The sequence below is a fragment of the Paracoccus aeridis genome, assembly GCF_004923205.2.
In the GTDB taxonomy this organism is placed as follows: Bacteria; Pseudomonadota; Alphaproteobacteria; order Rhodobacterales; family Rhodobacteraceae; genus Paracoccus; species Paracoccus aeridis.
Map to the genome: position 1 here is coordinate 192,989 of NZ_SELD02000006.1, position 19,694 is coordinate 212,682.

Genomic DNA, 19,694 nt, shown 5'->3' on the forward strand with positions numbered 1-19,694 from the left:
ACGCAGATGCAGGAAGGCCCGCCGGTATGGACTACCTGGCGGGCCTTGCTTTCCAGCTTCTGCAGGGTTTCTGCGAGGACGCAAGAAACACTGGTGCGGTCGAAAAGACTCGAACTTTCACTCCGGTTAAGGAACAGCGACCTCAACGCTGCGCGTCTACCAATTCCGCCACGACCGCGTCCGTGGTGGGGCTGACATAGCCAACCCCATCACGCTTGAAAAGGCCTATTCGGCGGCAAACTGGCGCGCCGGGTCATAGTTCAGGATCGGGGCGAGCCAGCGTTCGGCCTCGGCCACCGCCATCCCCTTGCGGGCGGCGTAGTCCGCCACCTGGTCCGCCTCGACCTTCGCCACGCCGAAGTAATAGGCGTCCGGGTGGCCGAGATAGAGCCCGCTGACCGAAGACCCCGGCCACATCGCCATGGAGTCGGTCAGTTCCACCCCGGTCGCCTCGGTCGCGCCCAGCAGGTCGAACAGGGTCCGCTTTTCCGTGTGGTCCGGCTGGGCGGGGTAGCCGGGCGCGGGGCGGATGCCGCGATAGGGTTCGCCGATCAGCTGCTCGGGCGTGAAGCCTTCGTCCGGGGCATAGCCCCACAGCTCGCGGCGGACGCGTTCGTGGAGAAGCTCGGCCATCGCCTCGGCGAAGCGGTCGGACAGCGCCTGCAGGAGGATGGCCGAGAAATCGTCGTGCGCGTCGCGGAAGGCCTGCGCGCGGGCGGATTCGTCCCCCGCCGTCACGACGAAGCCGCCGACCCAGTCGGGCTGGCCCTCGGGCGCGACGAAATCGGCCAGCGCGACGTTGGGGCGGCCGTCGCGCTTCATGACCTGCTGGCGCAGCGTGTGCAGCGTCGCCAGCAGGGTGGCCCGCCCCTCGTCGGTCCACAGGCGGATGTCGTCGCCGTCGCGGTTCGCGGGCCAGAAGCCCACGACCGCGCGGGGCGAGAGCCACTTCTCGTCGATGATCCGCTTCAGCATCGCCTGCGCGTCGGCAAACAGCGAGCGCGCGGCCTCGCCCTGCCGGGGGTCGTCGAGCAGCTTCGGATAGACGCCCTTCATCTCCCACGTCTGGAAGAACGGGGTCCAGTCGATGTAGCGCGCGATCTCGGCAAGATCCCAGTCGCCCACCACCCGCGCGCCGGTGAAGGTCGGCGGCTCGGCCTGGTATCCGGTCCAGTCGATCTTCAGCGCGTTCGCACGCGCGGCCTCAACCGGCAGCCGCTCGCGGTCGGTCTGGCCGCGGGCGTAGCGGTCCGCCATCTCGACATATTCGTCGCGCACCGAACTGACGTAGCTGCCGCGTTCCCCCGACAGGAGGTTCGACACCACCCCGACCGCGCGCGACGCGTCGGTGACGTAGACAGTCTGGCCGCGGTGATAGCGCGGGTTGATCTTGACCGCGGTGTGGACGCGGCTCGTCGTCGCACCGCCGATCAGCAGGGGGATGTCGAAGCCCTCGCGCTCCATCTCGGAGGCGACGTGGACCATCTCGTCGAGCGAGGGCGTGATGAGGCCGGACAGGCCGATGATGTCGACGTTTTCGGCCCGCGCCGTCTCGAGGATCTTTTGCACCGGGACCATCACGCCGAGGTCGATGATCTCGTAGTTGTTGCAGGCAAGGACCACGCCCACGATGTTCTTGCCGATGTCGTGCACGTCGCCCTTCACGGTCGCCATCAGCACCTTGCCGGCGGAACTTGAGGCGCCCTCGGACTTTTCCGCCTCCATGTAGGGCAGCAGGTGCGCCACGGCCTGCTTCATCACGCGGGCCGATTTCACCACCTGCGGCAGGAACATCTTGCCCGCGCCGAACAGGTCGCCCACCACGTTCATGCCCGCCATCAGCGGGCCTTCGATGACGTGCAGCGGGCGTTCCGCTTCCAGCCGCGCCTCCTCGGTGTCGGCGTCGATGTATTCGGTGATCCCGTTGACCAGCGCGTGTTCCAGCCGCTTGCCGACCGGCCATTCGCGCCAGGACAGGTCCTTCTCGCGCGCCTTGGCGCCGCCTTCGCCCTTGTAGCGTTCGGCCAGGTCGAGCAGGCGCTCGGTCGCGGTGCCGCCGCCGACGGGCGCGCGGTTCAGCACCACGTCCTCGCAGGCCTCGCGCAGTTCGGGGTCGATCTGGTCATAGACCGCGAGCTGGCCGGCGTTCACGATCCCCATGTCCATCCCGGCCTGGATCGCATGATACAGGAACACGGCGTGCATCGCCTCGCGTACCGGCTCGTTGCCGCGGAAGCTGAAGGAGAGGTTCGAGACCCCGCCCGAGACATGGACGTGCGGCAACCCCTGCACGATGCGGCGCGTCGCGTCGATGAAGTCGACGCCGTAGTTGTCGTGCTCCTCGATGCCCGTGGCCACGGCGAAGATGTTGGGGTCGAAGATGATGTCCTCGGGCGGAAAGCCCACCGCGTTCACCAGCAGGTCGTAGGCCCGGGTGCAGATCTCGACCTTGCGGTTGGCGGTGTCGGCCTGGCCCTGCTCGTCGAAGGCCATGACCACGACCGCCGCGCCGTAGCGGCGGCACAGCCGGGCCTGTTCCAGGAACGCGGCCTCGCCTTCCTTCATGCTGATCGAGTTCACGACCGCCTTGCCCTGCACGCATTTCAGCCCCGCCTCGATCACCTCCCACTTGGAGCTGTCGATCATCAGCGGCACGCGCGCGATGTCGGGCTCGGACGCGATCAGGTTGAGGAAGGTGGTCATGGCGGCGGCGCTGTCGATCAGCCCCTCGTCCATGTTCACGTCGATGATCTGGGCACCGTTTTCCACCTGGTCGCGCGCCACGTCGAGCGCGGCCGGGAAATCGCCCGCCGTGACCAGCTTGCGGAAACGGGCCGAGCCGGTGACGTTCGTGCGCTCGCCCACGTTGACGAAGGGAATGTCGTCGGTCTTGACGAACGGCTCGAGCCCGGACAGGCGCAGGCGCGGGGCGATCTCGGGGACCGCCCGCGGCGGCATGGCGGCCACGGCGGCGGCAATGGCGGCAATGTGGTCGGGGGTCGACCCGCAGCAGCCGCCGACGATGTTCACCAGGCCCTCGCCCGCGAAATCCGCGATCTGGCGCGCCATCGCGGCGGGGCTTTCGTCATATTCGCCCATCTCGTTGGGCAACCCTGCGTTCGGATAGGCGCAGATCAGCGTGTCCGCCACGTCCGACAGTTCCGCGAGGTGGGGCCGCATCGCGGTCGCGCCGAGCGCGCAGTTCAGCCCCACCGTCAGCGGCCGCGCGTGCCGGACCGAGTGCCAGAACGCCGTCGGCGTCTGCCCCGACAGGGTCCGGCCGGACAGGTCGGTGATGGTGCCCGAGATCATCACGGGCAGGATGGTCCCGGTTTCCGCGAACACCTCGTCGGCGGCGAAGATCGCGGCCTTGGCGTTGAGCGTGTCGAAGATCGTCTCGATCAGGATCAGGTCGGCCCCGCCCGCGATCAGGCCGCGGATCTGTTCGGCATAGGCCACGCGCAGCTGGTCGAAGGTCACGGCGCGGAAGCCCGGGTCGTTCACGTCGGGGCTGATCGACGCGGTGCGGTTCGTCGGCCCCAGCGCGCCCGCGACCCAGCGCGGCCGCCCGTCTTGGGCCGTGGCCCGGTCCAGCGCCCGGCGCGCCAGCAGCGCGCCTTCGCGGTTCAGCTGGAAGACCCGGTTCTCCATCCCGTAGTCCGCCTGCGCGATGGTGGTGGAGGAGAAGGTGTTCGTCTCGACGATGTCGGCGCCGGCCAGGGCGTAGCGCAGGTGGATCGCCTCGATCGCCTCGGGCTGGGTCAGGTTCAGCAGGTCGTTGTTGCCCTGCTGCGGGTGGTCGGAATGGACGTGGCAGGCGCAGCCGCCGCCGTGGTTCGTCTGTCCCAGGAAATCGCCCTCGGCCAGGCGCAGGTTCTGGATCTGCGTCCCCATCGCGCCGTCGAGGATCAGGATGCGCTGCCGGGCGGCGGCGCGGATGGCGTCGAAAGCGGGGGAAAGAACGGGCATGGCGACCTTCGGGGTAAAGTTTGCCCCGATGCTATACGGCAGGCCGGTTCGAAAGGAAAACTCATGTTGCACAGGAACAACATGAGAGGCGTTCAAGATGCCCCGTCTTGCGCTCAGCCGCCCATCTTCAGGATCGGCTTGATCGTGCGCCCTTCGTCGCTGTCGTCGATCGCCTTGTTGATGTCGGCGAAGTCGTAGGACGTCATCAGCTTCTCGACCGGGAAGCGCCCCTGCAGCTGCAGGTCCATCAGCCCTTCCAGGAACATGGGCGTCTGCCCGCCCCCGCCCACGACGCCGATCAGGCGCTTGCCCTTCAGCAGGAAGTCGGGATGTTTGACCTTCACGAACTCGGTCGCGGCCGCCCCGCCCACCATCGCGCAGGTGCCGAGGATGCCGAGCGCGGCCACCGCCTCGGACACGAGGTTCTTGCCGTCCGTCGCCTCGACCGAATAGTCCAGCCTGTCGCCGACCATCTCCCTGATCTCGGCCACCGTGTCCGCGCCGTGGACCAGCGCGTCGGTCGCGCCGAGTTCCCGGGCGAGCGCGAGGCGCTTCTTGTCCTTGTCCACCGCGATGATGCGCGTGACGCCCGAAAGCTGGGCCGCCATGATCGCCGCCAGCCCCACGTTGCCGGTGCCGAACACCGCAAGGCTGCTGCCGGGCGCGGGCCGCAGCTCGTTGAGGATCGTACCCGCCCCGGTCGAGATCGAGCAGCCGTAGGGGCCGGTCGTGTCGAGGTCCAGCCCGTCGGGCACGCGCGCAAGCTGGTTTTCCACCGCGAGCGCATGGGTCGCCCAGGACGACTGCTGGAAGAAGCGGCCCGCGACCTCCTCCCCGCCCTTGCGCTTCATCCCGCCGGTGCCGTCCATGCGGTAGCCTGAGAAGTTCAGCCTGGCCCCGTTCTCGCAATAGCGGTGCTGGCCCCGGCGGCAGCTGCGGCAGTAGCCGCAATAGGCGAACCCGATCATCACCCGGTCGCCGGGCTTCCAAGCCGTGACCTCTCGCCCGACCGCCTCGACGATGCCGCAGCCTTCGTGGCCGAGGACGCCGGGCGTGGGGTAAGGCTCCAGCCCGTGGATCGCGCCGCGGTCGGTCCCGCAGATCCCGCATGACGAGATGCGGACCAGCACCTCGTTGTCGCGCGGGTCGTCCAGCTGAACCTGCTCGAGCCTGATCCGGCGGCGCGTCAGCATTCCGTCGGCCTTGGTCATGACGGCGGCGGTGATTTCCATGGCGCTGTCCCCGGGTCGTTGCCCAACGACAAGCGCCGGGCGCGCGCAGGGTTCCCCGGCGCAGGGCTCCGACGCGGTGTTCCGGGGCGCAGGGTTCCGGGGCGCGGGCTTGCTCTTTCCCGTGGCCCGCGCCATGCCGGGCGGCATGAGCGACCAGCCCCTGCCCACGCGACCGACCGATCTTCCCACGCCCGACACGATCCGGCTGGCCGTGCCGGGCGGGGGCGCTCCCGCCGCCGGGCCGGAATGGCTGCTGACCGGGTCGCTCGTCGACCATCCCGCCGCCGTCGCGTTCATGGAAGCGCGTATCGCCGCGATCCTCGCCGGGACCGCGCCGGAAGCGATCTGGCTGGTCGAACACCCGCCGCTCTACACCGCGGGCACCTCGGCCCGGCCCGAGGACCTGACCGACGCGGGCCGCTTTCCCGTTCACGCCACGGGGCGCGGCGGGCAGTACACCTATCACGGGCCGGGGCAGCGCGTGGTCTATGTCATGCTGGACCTGAACCGCCGCGGCCGCGACGTGCGCGCTTTCGTCGCGGCGCTGGAGGGCTGGGTGATCGACGCGCTGGCCGAGTTCGGGCTGCGGGGCGAGATCCGGCCCGGCCGCGTCGGCGTCTGGGTCGCGCGGCCCGACAAGCCGCCCCTGCCCGACGGGACCGCGCGCGAGGACAAGATCGCCGCGATCGGGGTCAAGCTGCGGCGCTGGATCAGCTTCCACGGTCTCGCGATCAACGTCGAGCCGGAGCTTGCACATTACGACGGCATCGTTCCCTGCGGCATCCGCGGGCATGGCGTCACGAGCCTCGTCGACCTCGGCCTGCCGGTCGGGATGGAGGACCTCGACCGCGCTCTGCTAGCGACCTTCGAGGGGCGCTTCGGTCAGCGGCCCGCAGGATGACAGGCGCATTTCGTCGCATGGCCCCGCCGGGGCGAATCTGCTACGCGGGTCCCGGCCCGCACCCGAAGCCATTCCGCGCCCCGAAGGAACAGCCATGATCCCGAAAATGCCCCTTCTGCTTGCCATGCTCGCAATCGCCACGCCCGCGCTTGCGCAGGCACCCGCCCCCGCTGCACCCGCCCCTGCGGACGCTGCATCCGCCGCGACCGCAGGCGACCCCGTCTCGGGCGAGCGCGAATTCAACAAGTGCAAGGCGTGCCACATGATCCGGGACGATCAGGGCACCGACATCGTGAAGGGCGGCAAGACCGGGCCCAACCTCTACAACGTGGTCGGCCGGCAGGCGGGCACGCAGGAGGACTACAAGTACTCGGACGCGCTGGTGAAGCTGGGCGAGGCGGGCGAGATCTGGACGCCCGAGGACCTGACCCACTACGTCACCGACCCGAACGGCTACGTGCAGGAAAAGACCGGCGACAGCAAGCTGCGGACGAAGATGACCTTCAAGCTGACGAAGAAGCAGGCCGACGTCGTGGCCTTCCTCCAGCAGAACTCCCCCGGCGCGCCCGCGAACTAGGGCGCGAACCGGGCGCCGCGGAAGCCTTGTTTACAGCTTCCGCGGCCCTCGCCACGCATTGCCGTCCGTTCACGGGATCGCTAGAAGAACCATGATAGCTCGCCGGTGCCTCGCCCGGCACGCCACCGAATTCACGAAGGAGATCGCGCATGGCTGACGCCGCGATACACGACCATGGTGGGCACCATGACACCCGCGGGTTCTTCACCCGCTGGTTCATGTCCACCAACCACAAGGACATCGGCGTCCTGTATCTGTTCACCGCAGGCGTGGTCGGCCTGATCGCGGTTGCCTTCACCGTCTACATGCGGATGGAACTTCAGTTCCCCGGCGTGCAGTACATGTGCCTTGAAGGCGCGCGCTTCCTGCCCGCGGGCGACGGCGACGTCTGCACGCCCAACGGGCACCTGTGGAACGTCCTGATCACCTATCACGGCGTCCTGATGATGTTCTTCGTCGTGATCCCGGCGCTGTTCGGCGGTTTCGGCAACTACTTCATGCCGCTGCAGCTGGGTGCGCCGGACATGGCGTTCCCGCGTCTGAACAACCTCAGCTACTGGCTCTATGTCTGCGGCGTGGCGCTGGGGATCGCGTCGCTCCTGTCGCCGGGCGGCAACGACCAGCTGGGCTCGGGGATCGGCTGGGTGCTGTATCCGCCGCTCTCCACCTCCGAAAGCGGCTATTCGACCGACCTCGCGATCTTCGCGGTCCACGTCTCGGGCGCTTCGTCGATCGTGGGCGCGATCAACATCATCACGACCTTCCTCAACATGCGCGCGCCGGGGATGACCCTGTTCAAGGTGCCGCTGTTCGCCTGGTCGGTGTTCGTCACCGCGTGGCTCATCCTGCTGTCGCTGCCGGTGCTGGCCGGCGCCATCACCATGCTGCTGATGGACCGCAACTTCGGCACCCACTTCTTCAACCCGGCCGGCGGCGGCGACCCGGTGCTGTACCAGCACATCCTGTGGTTCTTCGGCCACCCCGAGGTCTACATAATCATCCTGCCCGGCTTCGGCATCATCAGCCACGTCATCGCCACCTTCTCGAAGAAGCCGATCTTCGGCTACCTGCCGATGGTTCTGGCGATGATCGCGATCGGCGTGCTGGGCTTCGTCGTGTGGGCGCACCACATGTACACCGCCGGGATGAGCGTCACCCAGCAGGCCTACTTCATGCTGGCCACCATGACGATCGCGGTGCCCACCGGCATCAAGGTCTTCTCGTGGATCGCGACGATGTGGGGCGGCTCGATCGAGTTCAAGACGCCGATGCTCTGGGCCTTCGGCTTCCTGTTCCTGTTCACCGTCGGCGGCGTCACGGGCGTCGTGCTCAGCCAGGCGCCGCTGGACCGGGTCTATCACGACACCTACTACGTCGTGGCGCACTTCCACTACGTGATGTCGCTTGGCGCGGTCTTCGCGATCTTCGCCGGGGTCTATTACTGGATCGGCAAGATGAGCGGCCGCCAGTACCCGGAATGGGCGGGCAAGCTGCACTTCTGGATGATGTTCATCGGCTCGAACCTGATCTTCTTCCCGCAGCACTTCCTGGGCCGCCAGGGCATGCCGCGCCGCTACATCGACTACCCGGTCGACTTCGCGTACTGGAACAACATCAGCTCGATCGGCGCCTACATCTCGTTCGCCTCGTTCCTGCTGTTCATCGGGATCGTGTTCTACACCCTGTATGCCGGCCGCCGCGTGGGCGTTCCGAACTACTGGAACGAATACGCCGACACGCTGGAATGGACCCTGCCTTCGCCGCCGCCCGAACACACGTTCGAGACGCTGCCGAAGCGGTCCGACTGGGACAATGTCCACGCCCACTGACCCTGTGGTGAGGGACGAGCAAAGCAGAAGGCCCCGGAGCGATCCGGGGCCTTCTTCGTGAGAGGCAACGCCGACCGGGGATGATCCGATGCCCTATCGCTGGCAGGACGAGACCGCGCACAGCGGCCCGGCGCTTGAGGATACGCCGCACGGGAATGCGGCCCGCAACCGAGGGCGGCTGGTGATCTGGCCGCACCGGTCGCTGCCGGCGGCGGGCTTCGCCTGGGTGATCGGGCTCGCGGCGGCCGGGCTGGCGCTGCCGATCCTGTCGATGCTCGGCCGCGCGGTCCTGTGGGGCCTGCTGCCGTTCGCCGGGATCGCGGTCGGGGGATTGTGGATGGCGATCCGCGCCAGCAACCGGCAGGGCCGGATGCACGAGGTCGTGGACCTGTCACGGGACCGGATCACCGTCACCCGCCACGATCCCGGCCGCCCCGACCGGGTCTGGACCGCAAATCCCTACTGGGTGCGCCTGCGCCTGCACGCCCGGCCGGTCGAGGACTACCTGACCCTCACCGACGGCGGGCGCGAGATCGAACTGGGCGCGTTCCTCGCCCCCGAGGAACGCCGCGCGCTTCGCGACGAGCTGTCGCGCGCGCTGCTGGACCTGCGCGGCTGAACCGCCGCCGTTCATTGACGGGACCAGTCCGGCCGGCTGGCCCGGGCGGCGTGCCGTCGATCAGGACGATGATCGGCCCGGGCGGCACCCGGCCGAGCGAGTCTGTCCACAACCGGACGCCCCGCCGCGGCAACGTCACTCCGCCGCTTGCGCCGCGCCGCGCGTCCTGCGTCCGCCCGTGAGCGTCCGCACCGCGACATAGAACCCCGGCACCAGGAAGATCCCGAGGAACGTGGCCGAGATCATCCCGCCCATCACCCCGATCCCGATGGAGTTCTGCGCCGCGGCCCCCGCCCCGGTCGCGATGGCAAGCGGCAGCACGCCGAGGATGAACGCCAGCGACGTCATCAGGATGGGCCGGAGCCGCAGCTTCGCGGCCTCGATCGCGGCGGCGGCGGCGGTCCGACCCTGCGCCTCCAGCGCCACCGCGAACTCGATGATGAGGATGGCGTTCTTGGCCGAGAGGCCGATCGTCGTGAGGATGCCGACCTTGAAGTAGACGTCGTTCGGCTGCCCGAACAGAAGCGCGGCCAGCACCGCGCCAAGGACGCCGACGGGGACCGACAGCATCACCGCCAGCGGCACGGTCCAGCTTTCGTAAAGCGCGGCCAGCGACAGGAACACGACGAGCGCCGACAGCGCATAAAGATACGGCGCCTGGTTGCCCGCCTGCCGTTCCTGGTAGGACAGGCCCGTCCACGCCACGCCGAAGCCGCCGCCGGGGATCTGCGCGACCAGTTCCTCCATCGCCTCCATCGCCTCGCCGGAACTCACGCCCGGCGCCTCGGTCCCGGAAACCGAGATGGCGTCCGTCCCCTCGAACCGCGCCAGGCGCGGGGACACCGGTTCCCACCGGGTCGACGAGAACGCGCTGAAGGGCACCATCTCGCCGCTGCCGGTGCGGGCGTACCACGTCTCAAGATCCCCGGGCTGCATGCGGAACGGCGCGTCCCCCTGCACGATGACCGGCCGTAGCGAGGTGCCGAGCGCGAAGTCGTTGACCTCGCGCCCCGCGAAGATCGTGGCGAGCATCCCGTTCACGTCGCTGAGGCTCAGCCCCAGCGCCTCGGCCCGCTGCGGGTCGATGTTCAGGCGCAGCGCGGCGTCGTCCTCGTCGCCGCGGCCCTGGACGTTGTCGAGCCGCCCGTCGGCTTCCGCCGCCTCCTCGAGCCAGGCCGCCGCGCGCCGCAGCGCCGGCACCCCCGCGCCCGACTGGTCGATCAGGAACATGCTGAAGCCCGCGCTGTTGCCCAGCCCCTGGATCGCGGGCGGCTGCATGAAGGTGACGCGGCCCGCGCGCTCGCGCCCGAAGCGCGCGTTGGCGCGGGCGGCGATGGCGGCGGCGGCCTGGTCGGCGTCGGGCCGTTCGGCGAAGTCCTTCAGCCGCACGAACAGCGTGGCCCGCCCCTGGCCCGACCCCGAGAACCCGAACCCCAGCGCTCCGAAGGTCGATGCGACGGCGGTTTCCTCGTTCAGCAGATAGGCCTCGATCTCCTCGACGACGGCGCGGGTCTGCTGCACGGTCGATCCCTCGGACAGGTTGACCTGCGCCATCAGCACGCCCTGATCCTCGGTCGGGAGGAAGGTCGAGTTCATGCGCGTGAACAGCTGCCACACCCCGGCCGAGATGAGCGCCAGCACCAGCAGGACGAGGAAGGGCCGCCGCACGATCCGGCCCACGCTGCGGCCGTACCAGTCGGTCATCCGGTCGAAGCCGCGGTTGAACCAGCGCGCGGGCGCGAAGCCCGCCGGCCCGGTATGGGGCCGCAGCAGCGACGCGGTCTGCGCCGGCGTCAGGATCAGCGCGGTGGCGAGCGACAGCGCCATGGCCGAGATGATCGTGACCGAGAACTGGCGGTAGACGACGCCGGTGGACCCGGCCATGAACGCCATCGGCAGGAACACCGCCGACAGCACCACCACGATCCCGACCAGCGCGCCGCTGATTTCCCTCATGCTGCGCTCGGTCGCCTCGACCGGGCCCAGATGCTTCTCGCGCATCGTCCGCTCGACGTTCTCCACCACGACGATGGCGTCGTCGACCAGCAGGCCGATCGCCAGCACCATCGCGAACATCGTCAGCGTGTTGATGGAATAGCCCAGCACCCCCAGCACCCCGAAGGTGCCCAGCAGCACGACCGGAACCACGATCACCGGGATCAGCGTCGCGCGCCAGTTCTGCAGGAAGATCAGGATCACCGCGACGACCAGCACGATCGCCTCGATGAGCGTGTGGTAGACCTTCTCGATCGACGCCTCGACAAAGGGCGAGGTGTCGTAGGCGATCCGCAGCTCCACCCCTTCGGGCAGCGCGGATTGCAGCTGATCCAGCACCGCGCGGACGCCCGCGGCGGTGTCGACGGCGTTGGCGCCGGTTTCGAGGTTCACCCCGAACCCGGACGCGTTCAGCCCGTTGAAGCGGCTGTCGCTGCCGTAGCTTTCCTGCCCGATCTCGACCTTGGCCACGTCGCCCAGCCAGACGGACGCCCCGTCCTCGCCGGTCCGCAGCAGGATCTGCCGGAAGTCCTCGACGCTGGTGAGCTGGCTCTGCGCGGTGATCGTCGCGGTGAACTGCTGCCCCGGCACGACCGGCTGCGTGCCGAGCGAACCGACCGAGACGGTGGCGTTCTGTTCGGCCACCGCCGACACGATGTCGGACGGCGTCAGCTGATACTGCGCGAGCCGCAGCGGATCGAGCCAGATCCGCATCGCGTAGCCCGACCCGAAGCGGTTGATGCCGCCCACGCCCTCGACCCGGTTCACCGGCCCCTCGATCACCTCCTCCAGCAGGTTGCCGAGCTCCACGGTGCGGTAGCTGTTGTCGGTGGACACCAGCGCGCCCACCATCAGGATCGACGAGGTCGAGCGCGTGACCGACACGCCGTTGTTCTGGACCGGGGTCGGCAGGCGCGACTCCACGCTGCGGACCCTGCTTTGCACGTCGTTGAGCGCGTCGGTCGGATCGACGCTGTCATCGAAGGTCAGGGTCAGCGACGACCGGCCCTGCCACGAGTTCGATTCGAAGTAGATCAGCCCGTCGATGCCGTTGAGCGAATCCTCGATGGGCGTCGTGACGGAGTTCTGCACCGCCTCGGCGGTGGCGCCGGCGTAGGATGCCGAGATGCGGACGGTCGTCGGCGCGATGTCGGGATACTGCGACACCGGCAGCCCGATCAGCGAGAACGCCCCGGCGAGCATCGTGACGATCGCGAGCACCCAGGCGAAGACCGGGCGGTGGATGAAGAACTGTGCCATGGCTCAGTTGGTCCCGGTGGACGCGGGAACGGTGCCGGCAGCAGCCGCGGCGGACGGAACCGACGGGGCGCCCGCGCCCGTGGCGGAAGGCTGCGCCGGTGCCTCGCCCCCCTCGGCGGCGTCGGCGCCCGCGGGCTGCGCGGGGGCGGCTGCGGTTGGCGCGTTCGGGTCGACCGGGTTCGCCGGGACGCCGGCGGGGGCTGCGGCGGGGGCCCCGGAGGCGGCAGCGGCGGGCTGCGCGGGCGCGTTCCCGGCGGCCGCGCCCGCGGTGGGCGCGTCGCTTGCGGCCGTCTCGGCGTCCGCGTCGCGGACCACGCCCTCGTCGTCGATGACGACCGGCACCGTCGTGACCTCGGCCCCGTCGCGCAGGTTGTCCAGCCCGTCGAGCACCAGCAGGTCGCCCGCCTCGATCCCCTCGGTCGCGATCCAGGAATTGCGGGTCGTGCCGGATTCGGTCAGCTCGACCTGGTCGGCCTTGCCGTCGCGCACCACGAAGGCGGTCAGCGCCCCGTCGGCCGCGCGGCTGGTCGCGCGCTGCGGCACCAGCACGCCCTCGACCTGGCCCACCTGGATCTCCACCCGCACGAACTGCCCCGGCAGGATCATCCGGTCCGGGTTGGCGAAGCGGATGCGGAACGGGACCGTGCCGGTCGTCTCGGACACCGCGATGCCGGGGCTGACCTGGTAGCCCGGATGTTCATAGACCTGTCCCGTTTCCAGGATCAGCCGGGACGACGGCCCGTCCACCCGCTGCAGCGTGCCCTCGGCCCGCCGCTCGCGGTTACGCAGGATGCGGGCGCGGCTTTCGGCCACGTCCACGTAGATCGGGTCCAGCTGGGTAACGGTCGTCAGAACCGTCTGCGGGCCCGCCGACACGATGTCGCCGACGCTGACCGACGCGATGTCGGCGATGCCGTCGATCGGGCTGCGGATCTCGGTCCGTTCCAGCGACAGCTGGGTGAGGTCGCGCTGCGCCTGGGCGCCGACAAGCTGGGCGCGGGCCGAAGACAGCGCGACCTCGGCGTTTTCCAGGTCGACCTGGGTCACGCCCGACCCCTGCAGCCGCCGGTAGCGGTTGACGGTCGCCTGCGCCCCGTCGACCGCGGACTGGGCGGATTCGACCGCGGCGCTGTCGGCGCTGAGCTGGGCCGCGATCGTCTCGTCCTCGAGCCGGAACAGCACCGTGCCGGCCGTCACCGCCGAGCCGGGCTCGTACGCCACCTCGCGCACCTCGCCGCCGACCTTGGGCGTGATCGCCGCCTGCTGGAACGCGACCGCGCGGCCGGGCAGCGTCACGGTGACCGGCACCTGGCTGCGCGCGGCGGTCATCACGCCGACCTCGGTCGGGCCGCCCGGTCTGCCGGGCCCGCCCGGTGCGCCAGGTCCGCCCGGCCCGGCCTGCGCCCACCCGGCCGCAGGCAGCACAAGCGCGAGGATCGCGGCCAGGATGGGCATCGGCGCTGCGGGTCGTGGGGTCATCTGAGCCTCGTTGATGTCGTTCCCGGGGCCGGCGCGACCCGGATCGGCCGTCACCATCCGGGGTGCCACCGGGGCGTTTGCCATGGCAACCCCAAACCGCCGCGCAACGGCGAGTTGTCGCGATGGTGAAATCCCGCGCGGCGGCGGGGCGGCAGGGCGTGCCTTACGGCCCCCGCCACGGCAGGGCGCCCGGCGGCAGGTGGCGCGCGCAGCGATCGGCCGCGACCACCAGCACCGCGACCAGCCCCAGAGACAGGACCGACAGCGCCGCGGCCGAGGTCGAATAGCCCTCGTACTGCATCGAGAAGATCTGGACGCCGATGGTCTCGTTCCCCGCCGACCACAGGAGCGACGACAGCGTGAGTTCGTTGAGCGCCGTCATGAACACGACCAGCGCCCCCGCGGCCGCGGCCGGCAGGGCGGCGGGCGCGGCGATCCACAGCATCCGGCGCGCCGGGCTCACGCCGTGGATCCGCGCGGCCTCGTCCAGCGAGGGGTCTGCGGCCTGCAGCGCCGCCTCGACCGGGCGCAGGGTCAGCGGCAGGAAGCGGCCGAGATAGGGGACCAGAAGGATCGCCCAGGTGCCGTAGATAGAGACGCCGATCCCCGGCAGCGGCGGCAGGTAGACGAGGATCATGGCCAGCGCCAGCACCGTCCCCGGCACGACGAAGGCCGCGTCGGCAAGCCAGCCCAGCACCCGCGCCGCCCGGTTCCGGGCCGCCAGCGACAGCCACGCCAGCGGAACCGCGACCACGGCCAGGATCGCCCCCGACGCCGCCGCGAGTGCAAGGGAATTGGCAAAGGCGCGGCGGACCGCCGGGTTCTGCAGCGCCGCGTCGAAGTTGCGCAGCGTCGCCGTGTCCGGCCCGAGCGGGACCCCCAGCGCCGGCACGAGCGAGGTCGTCACAAGCGCCACCATCGGCAGGACCGCGATCCAGATCAGCACCATCCAGGTCGCGGCCAGCAGCGGCCAGCGCCAGCGGCCGGGCGCGAAGCCCGCGAAGGCGGCGCCTGCGCCCACCGGCACCGACAGCCGCGCGACCAGCGCCTGCCGCAGCGCAAGCGCGCCCACCGCCAGCGCGACCAGAACAAGCGCCATCGCCGCGACACGGCCGATCACCTCGGGGCCGAACCCGTTCAGCCGCTGGTAGATCAGCGTCGTCAGCACCGGGAACCGGCCCGGGATCCCCAGCAGCGCCGGCACCCCGAAGTTGCCCACCGCCGCCGCAAAGGCCAGCACCGCGCCCGCAAGCGCCGGGGGCCACGCCAGCGGCAGGATCACGCGCGCGACGATGCGGCCGGCGGGGGCGCCCGCGATCCGCGCCGCCTCGACCAGGTCCAGCGGCACCGTGGCCAGCCGCGCGCGTACGGCGATGAAGACCAGCGGCATGTGCTCGACCCCCATCAGCCAGGCGACGCCCGCGCCGGAATAAAGGGGGTTCGCCTGCCCCGGCGCGGGCGAAAGGCCAAGGGGCCGCAGCAGCCCCGCGACCGGCGACCCGCTGCCCAGAAGCTCGATCCACGCCAGCGCCATGATCTGCGACGGAATCAGCAGCGGCGACAGGGCGAGAAAGCTCGCCGCCGCCCGCCCGGGCAGGCGCGCGAGCCCCGTCGCAAGCGCAAGGGCGGTTCCCAGCACGGTCGACACGACGACCGACCCCGCCGAGGACGCGAGCGTGTTCCACAGCGCGGTGCGGAAGGCGCGGCCCTGCCAAGTCTCGCGCAGGACGCCCAGCCACTCGCCGCCCTCACCCGGCCGCAGCGCCTCGGCGAACAGCCGGATCAGCGGCCACAGCCCCGTCGCCAGCACGAACACGGCAAGAAGGGCGACGACCAGCAGGTCGCCGCCCCGCCCGGCATGACGATGCGCGGGGTCAGCCGCCGAAGAGGTCGGCAAACTTTTCCTTGTTGGCCGTCTCGTCGGCCATCAGCCTGGCGGCGTCCAGCGGCAGCACCTTAAGCGATGCGGGCTGCGGATACCCCTCCGGGACGGCCATCCCGTCGATGATCGGGAAATAGCCCTGCGCGACCGACTGTTCCTGCGCGGCCCGCGACAGCTGCCAGTCGACGAAGGCCTTCGCACCCTCCTCGTTGTCGGTGCCCTTCAGGATGGCGACCGGCTGGGTAATGGCGCTGACGCCCTGCTCGGGCCACGCGAAGGCCACCGGGGATCCTTCCTTGGCCGCGTTCATCGCCATGTATTCGACGATGATCCCGTAGGCCTTCTCGCCGCGGGCGACCGCTTCCATCACGGTACCGTTGCCCTGCCCCGCGACGGCGCCCTTGTCGGCCAGCGCCTCGTAATACGCCCACCCGAACTCCGGCTGCTGGACCATCGTGCCGACGTGGATCACCGCCGCTCCGGAATAGAGCGGGCTCGGCATGATCAGGGACGAGGCGACGTCGTCGGCCTTGAGGTCGTCCCACGACACGGGCGCGGTCTTCACCATGTCGGTGTTGTAGACGATGCCGGTGGTGATCAGCTTGGTGCCGAAGAAGGTCCTGTCGGGGTCGACGACCGCGGCGGGTATGCCGTCCAGCGGCGCATCCGCGTAGGCCAGCAGACGGTCGTCCTGCTTCAGCTGCGTCATCGCGACGGCGTCGGCGATCAGCAGCACGTCGGCGGGCGACGATCCGGCCGCGAACTCGGCCTGCAGCTTCGACATCAGCTCGGTCGTGCCGGTGCGGAAGATCTCGACCTTGACGTCGGGGTAGTCCTTGTTGAACTCGGCCACGACCTGCGCCATCTGCTCCTGCGGCTGCGAGGTGTAAACCGTGATCTGGCCCGAGGCGGCCGCGAAGGCGGCGCCCGACAGGCCGAGGCCGGCTAGCGCGGTCAGGGCGAATGCGGCGTGGCGGACATGGGTCATGGATCTTTGCTCCTGCATCAGTCGACGGCTTCTAGCGCGGGGGCCTGAAGGATTCGTGACAGAAATGGCCGAAAACGGGGGCGTGCGCATCCTCATTCGGCGGCGGCGCGCAGGCGGGCCGCGGGCCCTGGCAGGACGGCCGGCGCCTCGCCGCTGCCCGCGCGGGCTTCGCGCGCCAGCACCCAGCCGCCCCGGATGGCGACGCGGATCGGCTCGCCCACGGCGGCCGGGCGGTCCAGCCGCAGCGACAGCGGGTCGGCGGCAGGCATGTCGTCCAGAAGCACCTCGGCCACGCGATAGCCGTCCTCGAAACGGGTGGCGCTGACGCGTGCTGGCAGCCCGCCCGGGTCGGGCCGAAGGTCGCGGGCGTGAAGGCACAGCCACCCCGGCCCCGGTCCCGCCTGCCCCGGCAGCGACAGGGTGGCGGCGCCGATCCGCACCGCGCAAAGGCCGTCCGCCGTGCGGCCCGTCACCTCGACCGGCAGGGTGCGGCCCTGCCCGATGAAGCGCGCCACCATCGGCGTCGCTGGGCGGTCGAACAGCCCGGCCGGTGTGCCGACCTGTTCCAGCCGGCCGCCGTCCATTACGCCGACGGTGTCGGCGACCGCCATCGCCTCGTTCTGGTCGTGGGTCACGAAGACCATCGTGCAGCCGGTGGCCGCGTGGATGCGGCGGAACTCGGCCAGCATGGCGTGTCGCAGATGCGCGTCGAGGTTCGCGAGCGGCTCGTCCAGCAGCAGGATGCGCGGCCGCGCGGCAAGGCTGCGGGCAAGCGCGACCCGCTGCCGCTGCCCGCCCGACAGCTCGTGCGGGCGGCGCGCGCCGAGGTCGTGCAGCCCCACCATCCGCAGCGCGTCGGCGACCCGCCCCTCGCGTTCCGCGCGGCCCAGGCGGTTCAGCCCGAACCCCACGTTGCCCGCGACCGTCATCGTGGGCCACAGCGCATAGGACTGGAACACCATCCCCAGCCGCCGCCGTTCGGGCGGCACGAAGACGCCCGGCCCGGCGACCTCGTCGCCGCCGAGCCAGAGCCGCCCCGCGTCCGGCCGCTCGAGCCCCGCGATCAGCCGCAGGAGCGTTGTCTTGCCGCAGCCCGAAGGGCCGAGCAGCGCGATGAAGCGGCCCGACCTGAGGCTGGCGGTCAGCCCGTCCACGGCGCGGGTGGCGCCGAAGCTGCGGGTCAGGTTCTCAAGGCGGATCTCGGTCATCGGGCGCGTCTATCCTCGAGTTGTGACGTTCGCGTGAAGCCGGCGCGTGTCAGGACGCGAGCCCGGCATAGACGCCGGCGCTGGCCGCGAGTTCCGCGTGGCTGCCGGTTTCCACGATCCGCCCGTCCTGCATGACGACGATGAGGTCGGCATGGCGGATCGTGGCGAGCCGGTGCGCGATGACCAGAGTGGTCCGGCCGACGGCGAGGGCCTCGAGCGCCGACTGGATCTCGCGCTCCGTCCGGGTGTCGAGCGCGCTGGTCGCCTCGTCCAGGATCAGGATCGGCGGGTTCTTGAGAAAGACGCGGGCGATGGCCACCCGCTGCTTCTGCCCGCCTGACAGCATCACCCCGCGCTCGCCCACGATCGTGTCGAGCCCCTCGGGCAGCGACGCGATCAGGGGGCCGAGCTGGGCGCGGGCCGCGGCCTCGACCACCTCCGCCTCGGTCGCGCCAAGGCGGCCATAGGCGATGTTGTCGCGCAGGCTGCCGCCGAACAGGAACACGTCCTGGCTCACCAGCCCGATCTGGCGGCGCAGGCTGTTCAGCGTCACCGCCCCGAGCGGCAGGCGGTCGACGGTGATCCGCCCCTGTGTCGGCTCGTAGAAGCGCGGCAGCAGCGCCAGGAGCGTCGTCTTGCCCGCGCCCGAGGGCCCGACGAAGGCGACCGTCTGGCCCGAGCGGATGGTCAGGTCGATCCCCGACAGGATCGGCCGGGCGGGGTCGTAGCCGAAGCCCACGCCCTCGAACACGATGTCGCCGCGCAGCGGCGGCGCCTCGACCGCGCCCTTGTCGTCGGCGATCTCTGGGTCGGTCGCGAGCAGCTCGAGATAGCGGCGGAAGCCCGCGATCCCCTTGGGATAGGTTTCGATCACGGCCGCGATCTTTTCCAGCGGACGGTAGAAGACGCCGACCAGCAGCAGGAAGCCCACGTAGCCGCCGGTGGTCAGCTCGCCCCGCAGCACGAAGCTTGCGCCCAGGACCATGACGACGACCTGCACGAAGCGCAGCCCCATGTACTGCAGCGCGCTCGCCCCCGCCATGATGCGGTAGGCGTCCAGCTTCGTGGCGCGGTAGCGGGCGTTGTCGGCGGCGAACAGGTGGCTCTCGTGCGCCTCGTTCCCGAAGGCCTGCACGACCCGGACGCCGCCCAGCGCCTCTTCCAGGCGCACGTTGAAGTCGCCGACGCGGGAATAGATCGACTGCCAGGTCCGCGTCATCCGCCCGCCCGCGACGATCAGCAGCGCCATCATCGCCGGGACCAGCAGGGCGACGATCAGGGCGAGCGTCGGGTGGACGAGGAACATCAGGACGAACGCGCCGGCGAAGGTCATCAGCGCGATGAACGCATCCTCCGGCCCGTGATGGGCGACCTCGCCGATTTCCTCCAGGTCGCGGGTCACGCGGGCGACCAGCTTGCCGGTGCGCGCGCGGTCGTACCAGCGCCAGCCGAGCCGCGTCAGGTGGTCGAAGGCGCGGGCGCGCATCTCGGTCTCGATGTTGATGCCGAGACGGTGGCCCCAGTAGATGACGATCGCCATGAGCGCGGTGTTGAGCGCGTAGATCGCCATCAGCCCGGCGGCGGCGGCCAGCGTCAGCGGCCAGTCGCCCCGCGGCAGCAGGTAGTCGATGAAGCCGGTGACGGCGAGCGGGAAGGCGAGTTCCAGCAGGCCCGACAGCACCGCGCAGCCGAAATCGACCCAGAACAGGCGCATGTGCGGTCGGTAGTAGGCGGCGAACTCGCGAAACATGGGGC

General features: G+C 70.3%; 12 protein-coding genes and 1 tRNA gene. 4 read left to right on the forward strand and 9 right to left on the reverse strand.

Annotated elements, in window-relative coordinates:
• Nucleotides 1-91 precede the first annotated feature (91 nt).
• From ELI80_RS03355 to ELI80_RS03365, 3 genes are all read right to left on the reverse strand, one after another.
• Nucleotides 92-178 (reverse strand) — tRNA-Leu (locus tag ELI80_RS03355).
• A 47-nt stretch (nt 179-225) separates the two neighbouring features.
• Nucleotides 226-3,969 carry a methionine synthase gene (gene metH, locus ELI80_RS03360; RefSeq protein WP_136649575.1) on the reverse strand — a complete coding sequence of 1,248 codons (3,744 nt, stop codon included), beginning with the start codon at nt 3,967-3,969 and terminating at the stop codon, nt 226-228.
• Between the two features lie 113 nt (nt 3,970-4,082).
• Nucleotides 4,083-5,201, reverse strand: coding sequence for an NAD(P)-dependent alcohol dehydrogenase (locus tag ELI80_RS03365; protein ID WP_161596417.1), 1,119 nt, complete (start codon nt 5,199-5,201; stop codon nt 4,083-4,085).
• A gap of 145 nt (nt 5,202-5,346) precedes the next feature.
• Between ELI80_RS03365 and lipB the strand changes: the two genes are divergently transcribed.
• The 4 genes from lipB to ELI80_RS03385 all read left to right on the forward strand — a co-directional run bounded on the left by lipB (nt 5,347) and on the right by ELI80_RS03385 (nt 9,127).
• Entirely contained in the window at nt 5,347-6,102 is a 756-nt protein-coding gene (gene lipB / locus ELI80_RS03370; protein WP_136649577.1) for a lipoyl(octanoyl) transferase LipB, read from the forward strand.
• Between the two features lie 94 nt (nt 6,103-6,196).
• Nucleotides 6,197-6,679 (forward strand): c-type cytochrome, encoded by a 483-nt coding sequence (locus ELI80_RS03375; protein WP_236641302.1) that lies wholly within the window; start codon nt 6,197-6,199, stop codon nt 6,677-6,679.
• 149 nt (nt 6,680-6,828) lie between these two features.
• A complete protein-coding gene (gene ctaD, locus ELI80_RS03380; RefSeq protein WP_136649578.1) occupies nt 6,829-8,508 on the forward strand; it encodes a cytochrome c oxidase subunit I in 1,680 nt (559 codons plus the stop codon).
• 88 nt (nt 8,509-8,596) lie between these two features.
• Nucleotides 8,597-9,127 (forward strand): DUF2244 domain-containing protein, encoded by a 531-nt coding sequence (locus ELI80_RS03385; RefSeq protein WP_136649579.1) that lies wholly within the window; start codon nt 8,597-8,599, stop codon nt 9,125-9,127.
• Between the two features lie 135 nt (nt 9,128-9,262).
• Here ELI80_RS03385 and ELI80_RS03390 read toward each other — a convergent pair whose 3' ends face one another.
• From ELI80_RS03390 to ELI80_RS03415, 6 genes are all read right to left on the reverse strand, one after another.
• Nucleotides 9,263-12,382 carry a multidrug efflux RND transporter permease subunit gene (locus ELI80_RS03390; RefSeq protein ID WP_136649580.1) on the reverse strand — a complete coding sequence of 1,040 codons (3,120 nt, stop codon included), beginning with the start codon at nt 12,380-12,382 and terminating at the stop codon, nt 9,263-9,265.
• 3 nt (nt 12,383-12,385) lie between these two features.
• On the reverse strand, nt 12,386-13,861 hold the full coding sequence (locus ELI80_RS03395) for an efflux RND transporter periplasmic adaptor subunit (RefSeq protein WP_136649643.1): 1,476 nt from the start codon (nt 13,859-13,861) through the stop codon (nt 12,386-12,388).
• 163 nt (nt 13,862-14,024) lie between these two features.
• Nucleotides 14,025-15,758 carry an ABC transporter permease gene (locus ELI80_RS03400; RefSeq protein ID WP_136649581.1) on the reverse strand — a complete coding sequence of 578 codons (1,734 nt, stop codon included), beginning with the start codon at nt 15,756-15,758 and terminating at the stop codon, nt 14,025-14,027.
• Nucleotides 15,736-16,731: an ABC transporter substrate-binding protein gene (locus ELI80_RS03405; protein WP_136649582.1), complete on the reverse strand. Its 996-nt coding sequence runs from the start codon at nt 16,729-16,731 to the stop codon at nt 15,736-15,738. The genes ELI80_RS03400 and ELI80_RS03405 overlap by 23 nt, the downstream gene beginning before the upstream one ends.
• Before the next feature lie 92 nt (nt 16,732-16,823).
• Nucleotides 16,824-17,939: an ABC transporter ATP-binding protein gene (locus tag ELI80_RS03410; RefSeq protein ID WP_136649583.1), complete on the reverse strand. Its 1,116-nt coding sequence runs from the start codon at nt 17,937-17,939 to the stop codon at nt 16,824-16,826.
• A 49-nt stretch (nt 17,940-17,988) separates the two neighbouring features.
• Nucleotides 17,989-19,689 carry an ABC transporter ATP-binding protein gene (locus ELI80_RS03415; RefSeq protein WP_136649584.1) on the reverse strand — a complete coding sequence of 567 codons (1,701 nt, stop codon included), beginning with the start codon at nt 19,687-19,689 and terminating at the stop codon, nt 17,989-17,991.
• Nucleotides 19,690-19,694 lie beyond the last annotated feature (5 nt).

Coding starts and splice junctions, on each gene's coding strand:
- ELI80_RS03405 (WP_136649582.1), bottom strand. CDS start 16,731: ATGACCCATGTCCGCCACGCCGCATTCGCCCTGACCGCGCTAGCCGGC.
- ELI80_RS03375 (WP_236641302.1), top strand. CDS start 6,197: ATGATCCCGAAAATGCCCCTTCTGCTTGCCATGCTCGCAATCGCCACG.
- ELI80_RS03385 (WP_136649579.1), top strand. CDS start 8,597: ATGCCCTATCGCTGGCAGGACGAGACCGCGCACAGCGGCCCGGCGCTT.
- ELI80_RS03365 (WP_161596417.1), bottom strand. CDS start 5,201: ATGGAAATCACCGCCGCCGTCATGACCAAGGCCGACGGAATGCTGACG.
- ELI80_RS03390 (WP_136649580.1), bottom strand. CDS start 12,382: ATGGCACAGTTCTTCATCCACCGCCCGGTCTTCGCCTGGGTGCTCGCG.
- ctaD (WP_136649578.1), top strand. CDS start 6,829: ATGGCTGACGCCGCGATACACGACCATGGTGGGCACCATGACACCCGC.
- ELI80_RS03410 (WP_136649583.1), bottom strand. CDS start 17,939: ATGACCGAGATCCGCCTTGAGAACCTGACCCGCAGCTTCGGCGCCACC.
- metH (WP_136649575.1), bottom strand. CDS start 3,969: ATGCCCGTTCTTTCCCCCGCTTTCGACGCCATCCGCGCCGCCGCCCGG.
- lipB (WP_136649577.1), top strand. CDS start 5,347: ATGAGCGACCAGCCCCTGCCCACGCGACCGACCGATCTTCCCACGCCC.
- ELI80_RS03415 (WP_136649584.1), bottom strand. CDS start 19,689: ATGTTTCGCGAGTTCGCCGCCTACTACCGACCGCACATGCGCCTGTTC.
- ELI80_RS03395 (WP_136649643.1), bottom strand. CDS start 13,861: ATGACCCCACGACCCGCAGCGCCGATGCCCATCCTGGCCGCGATCCTC.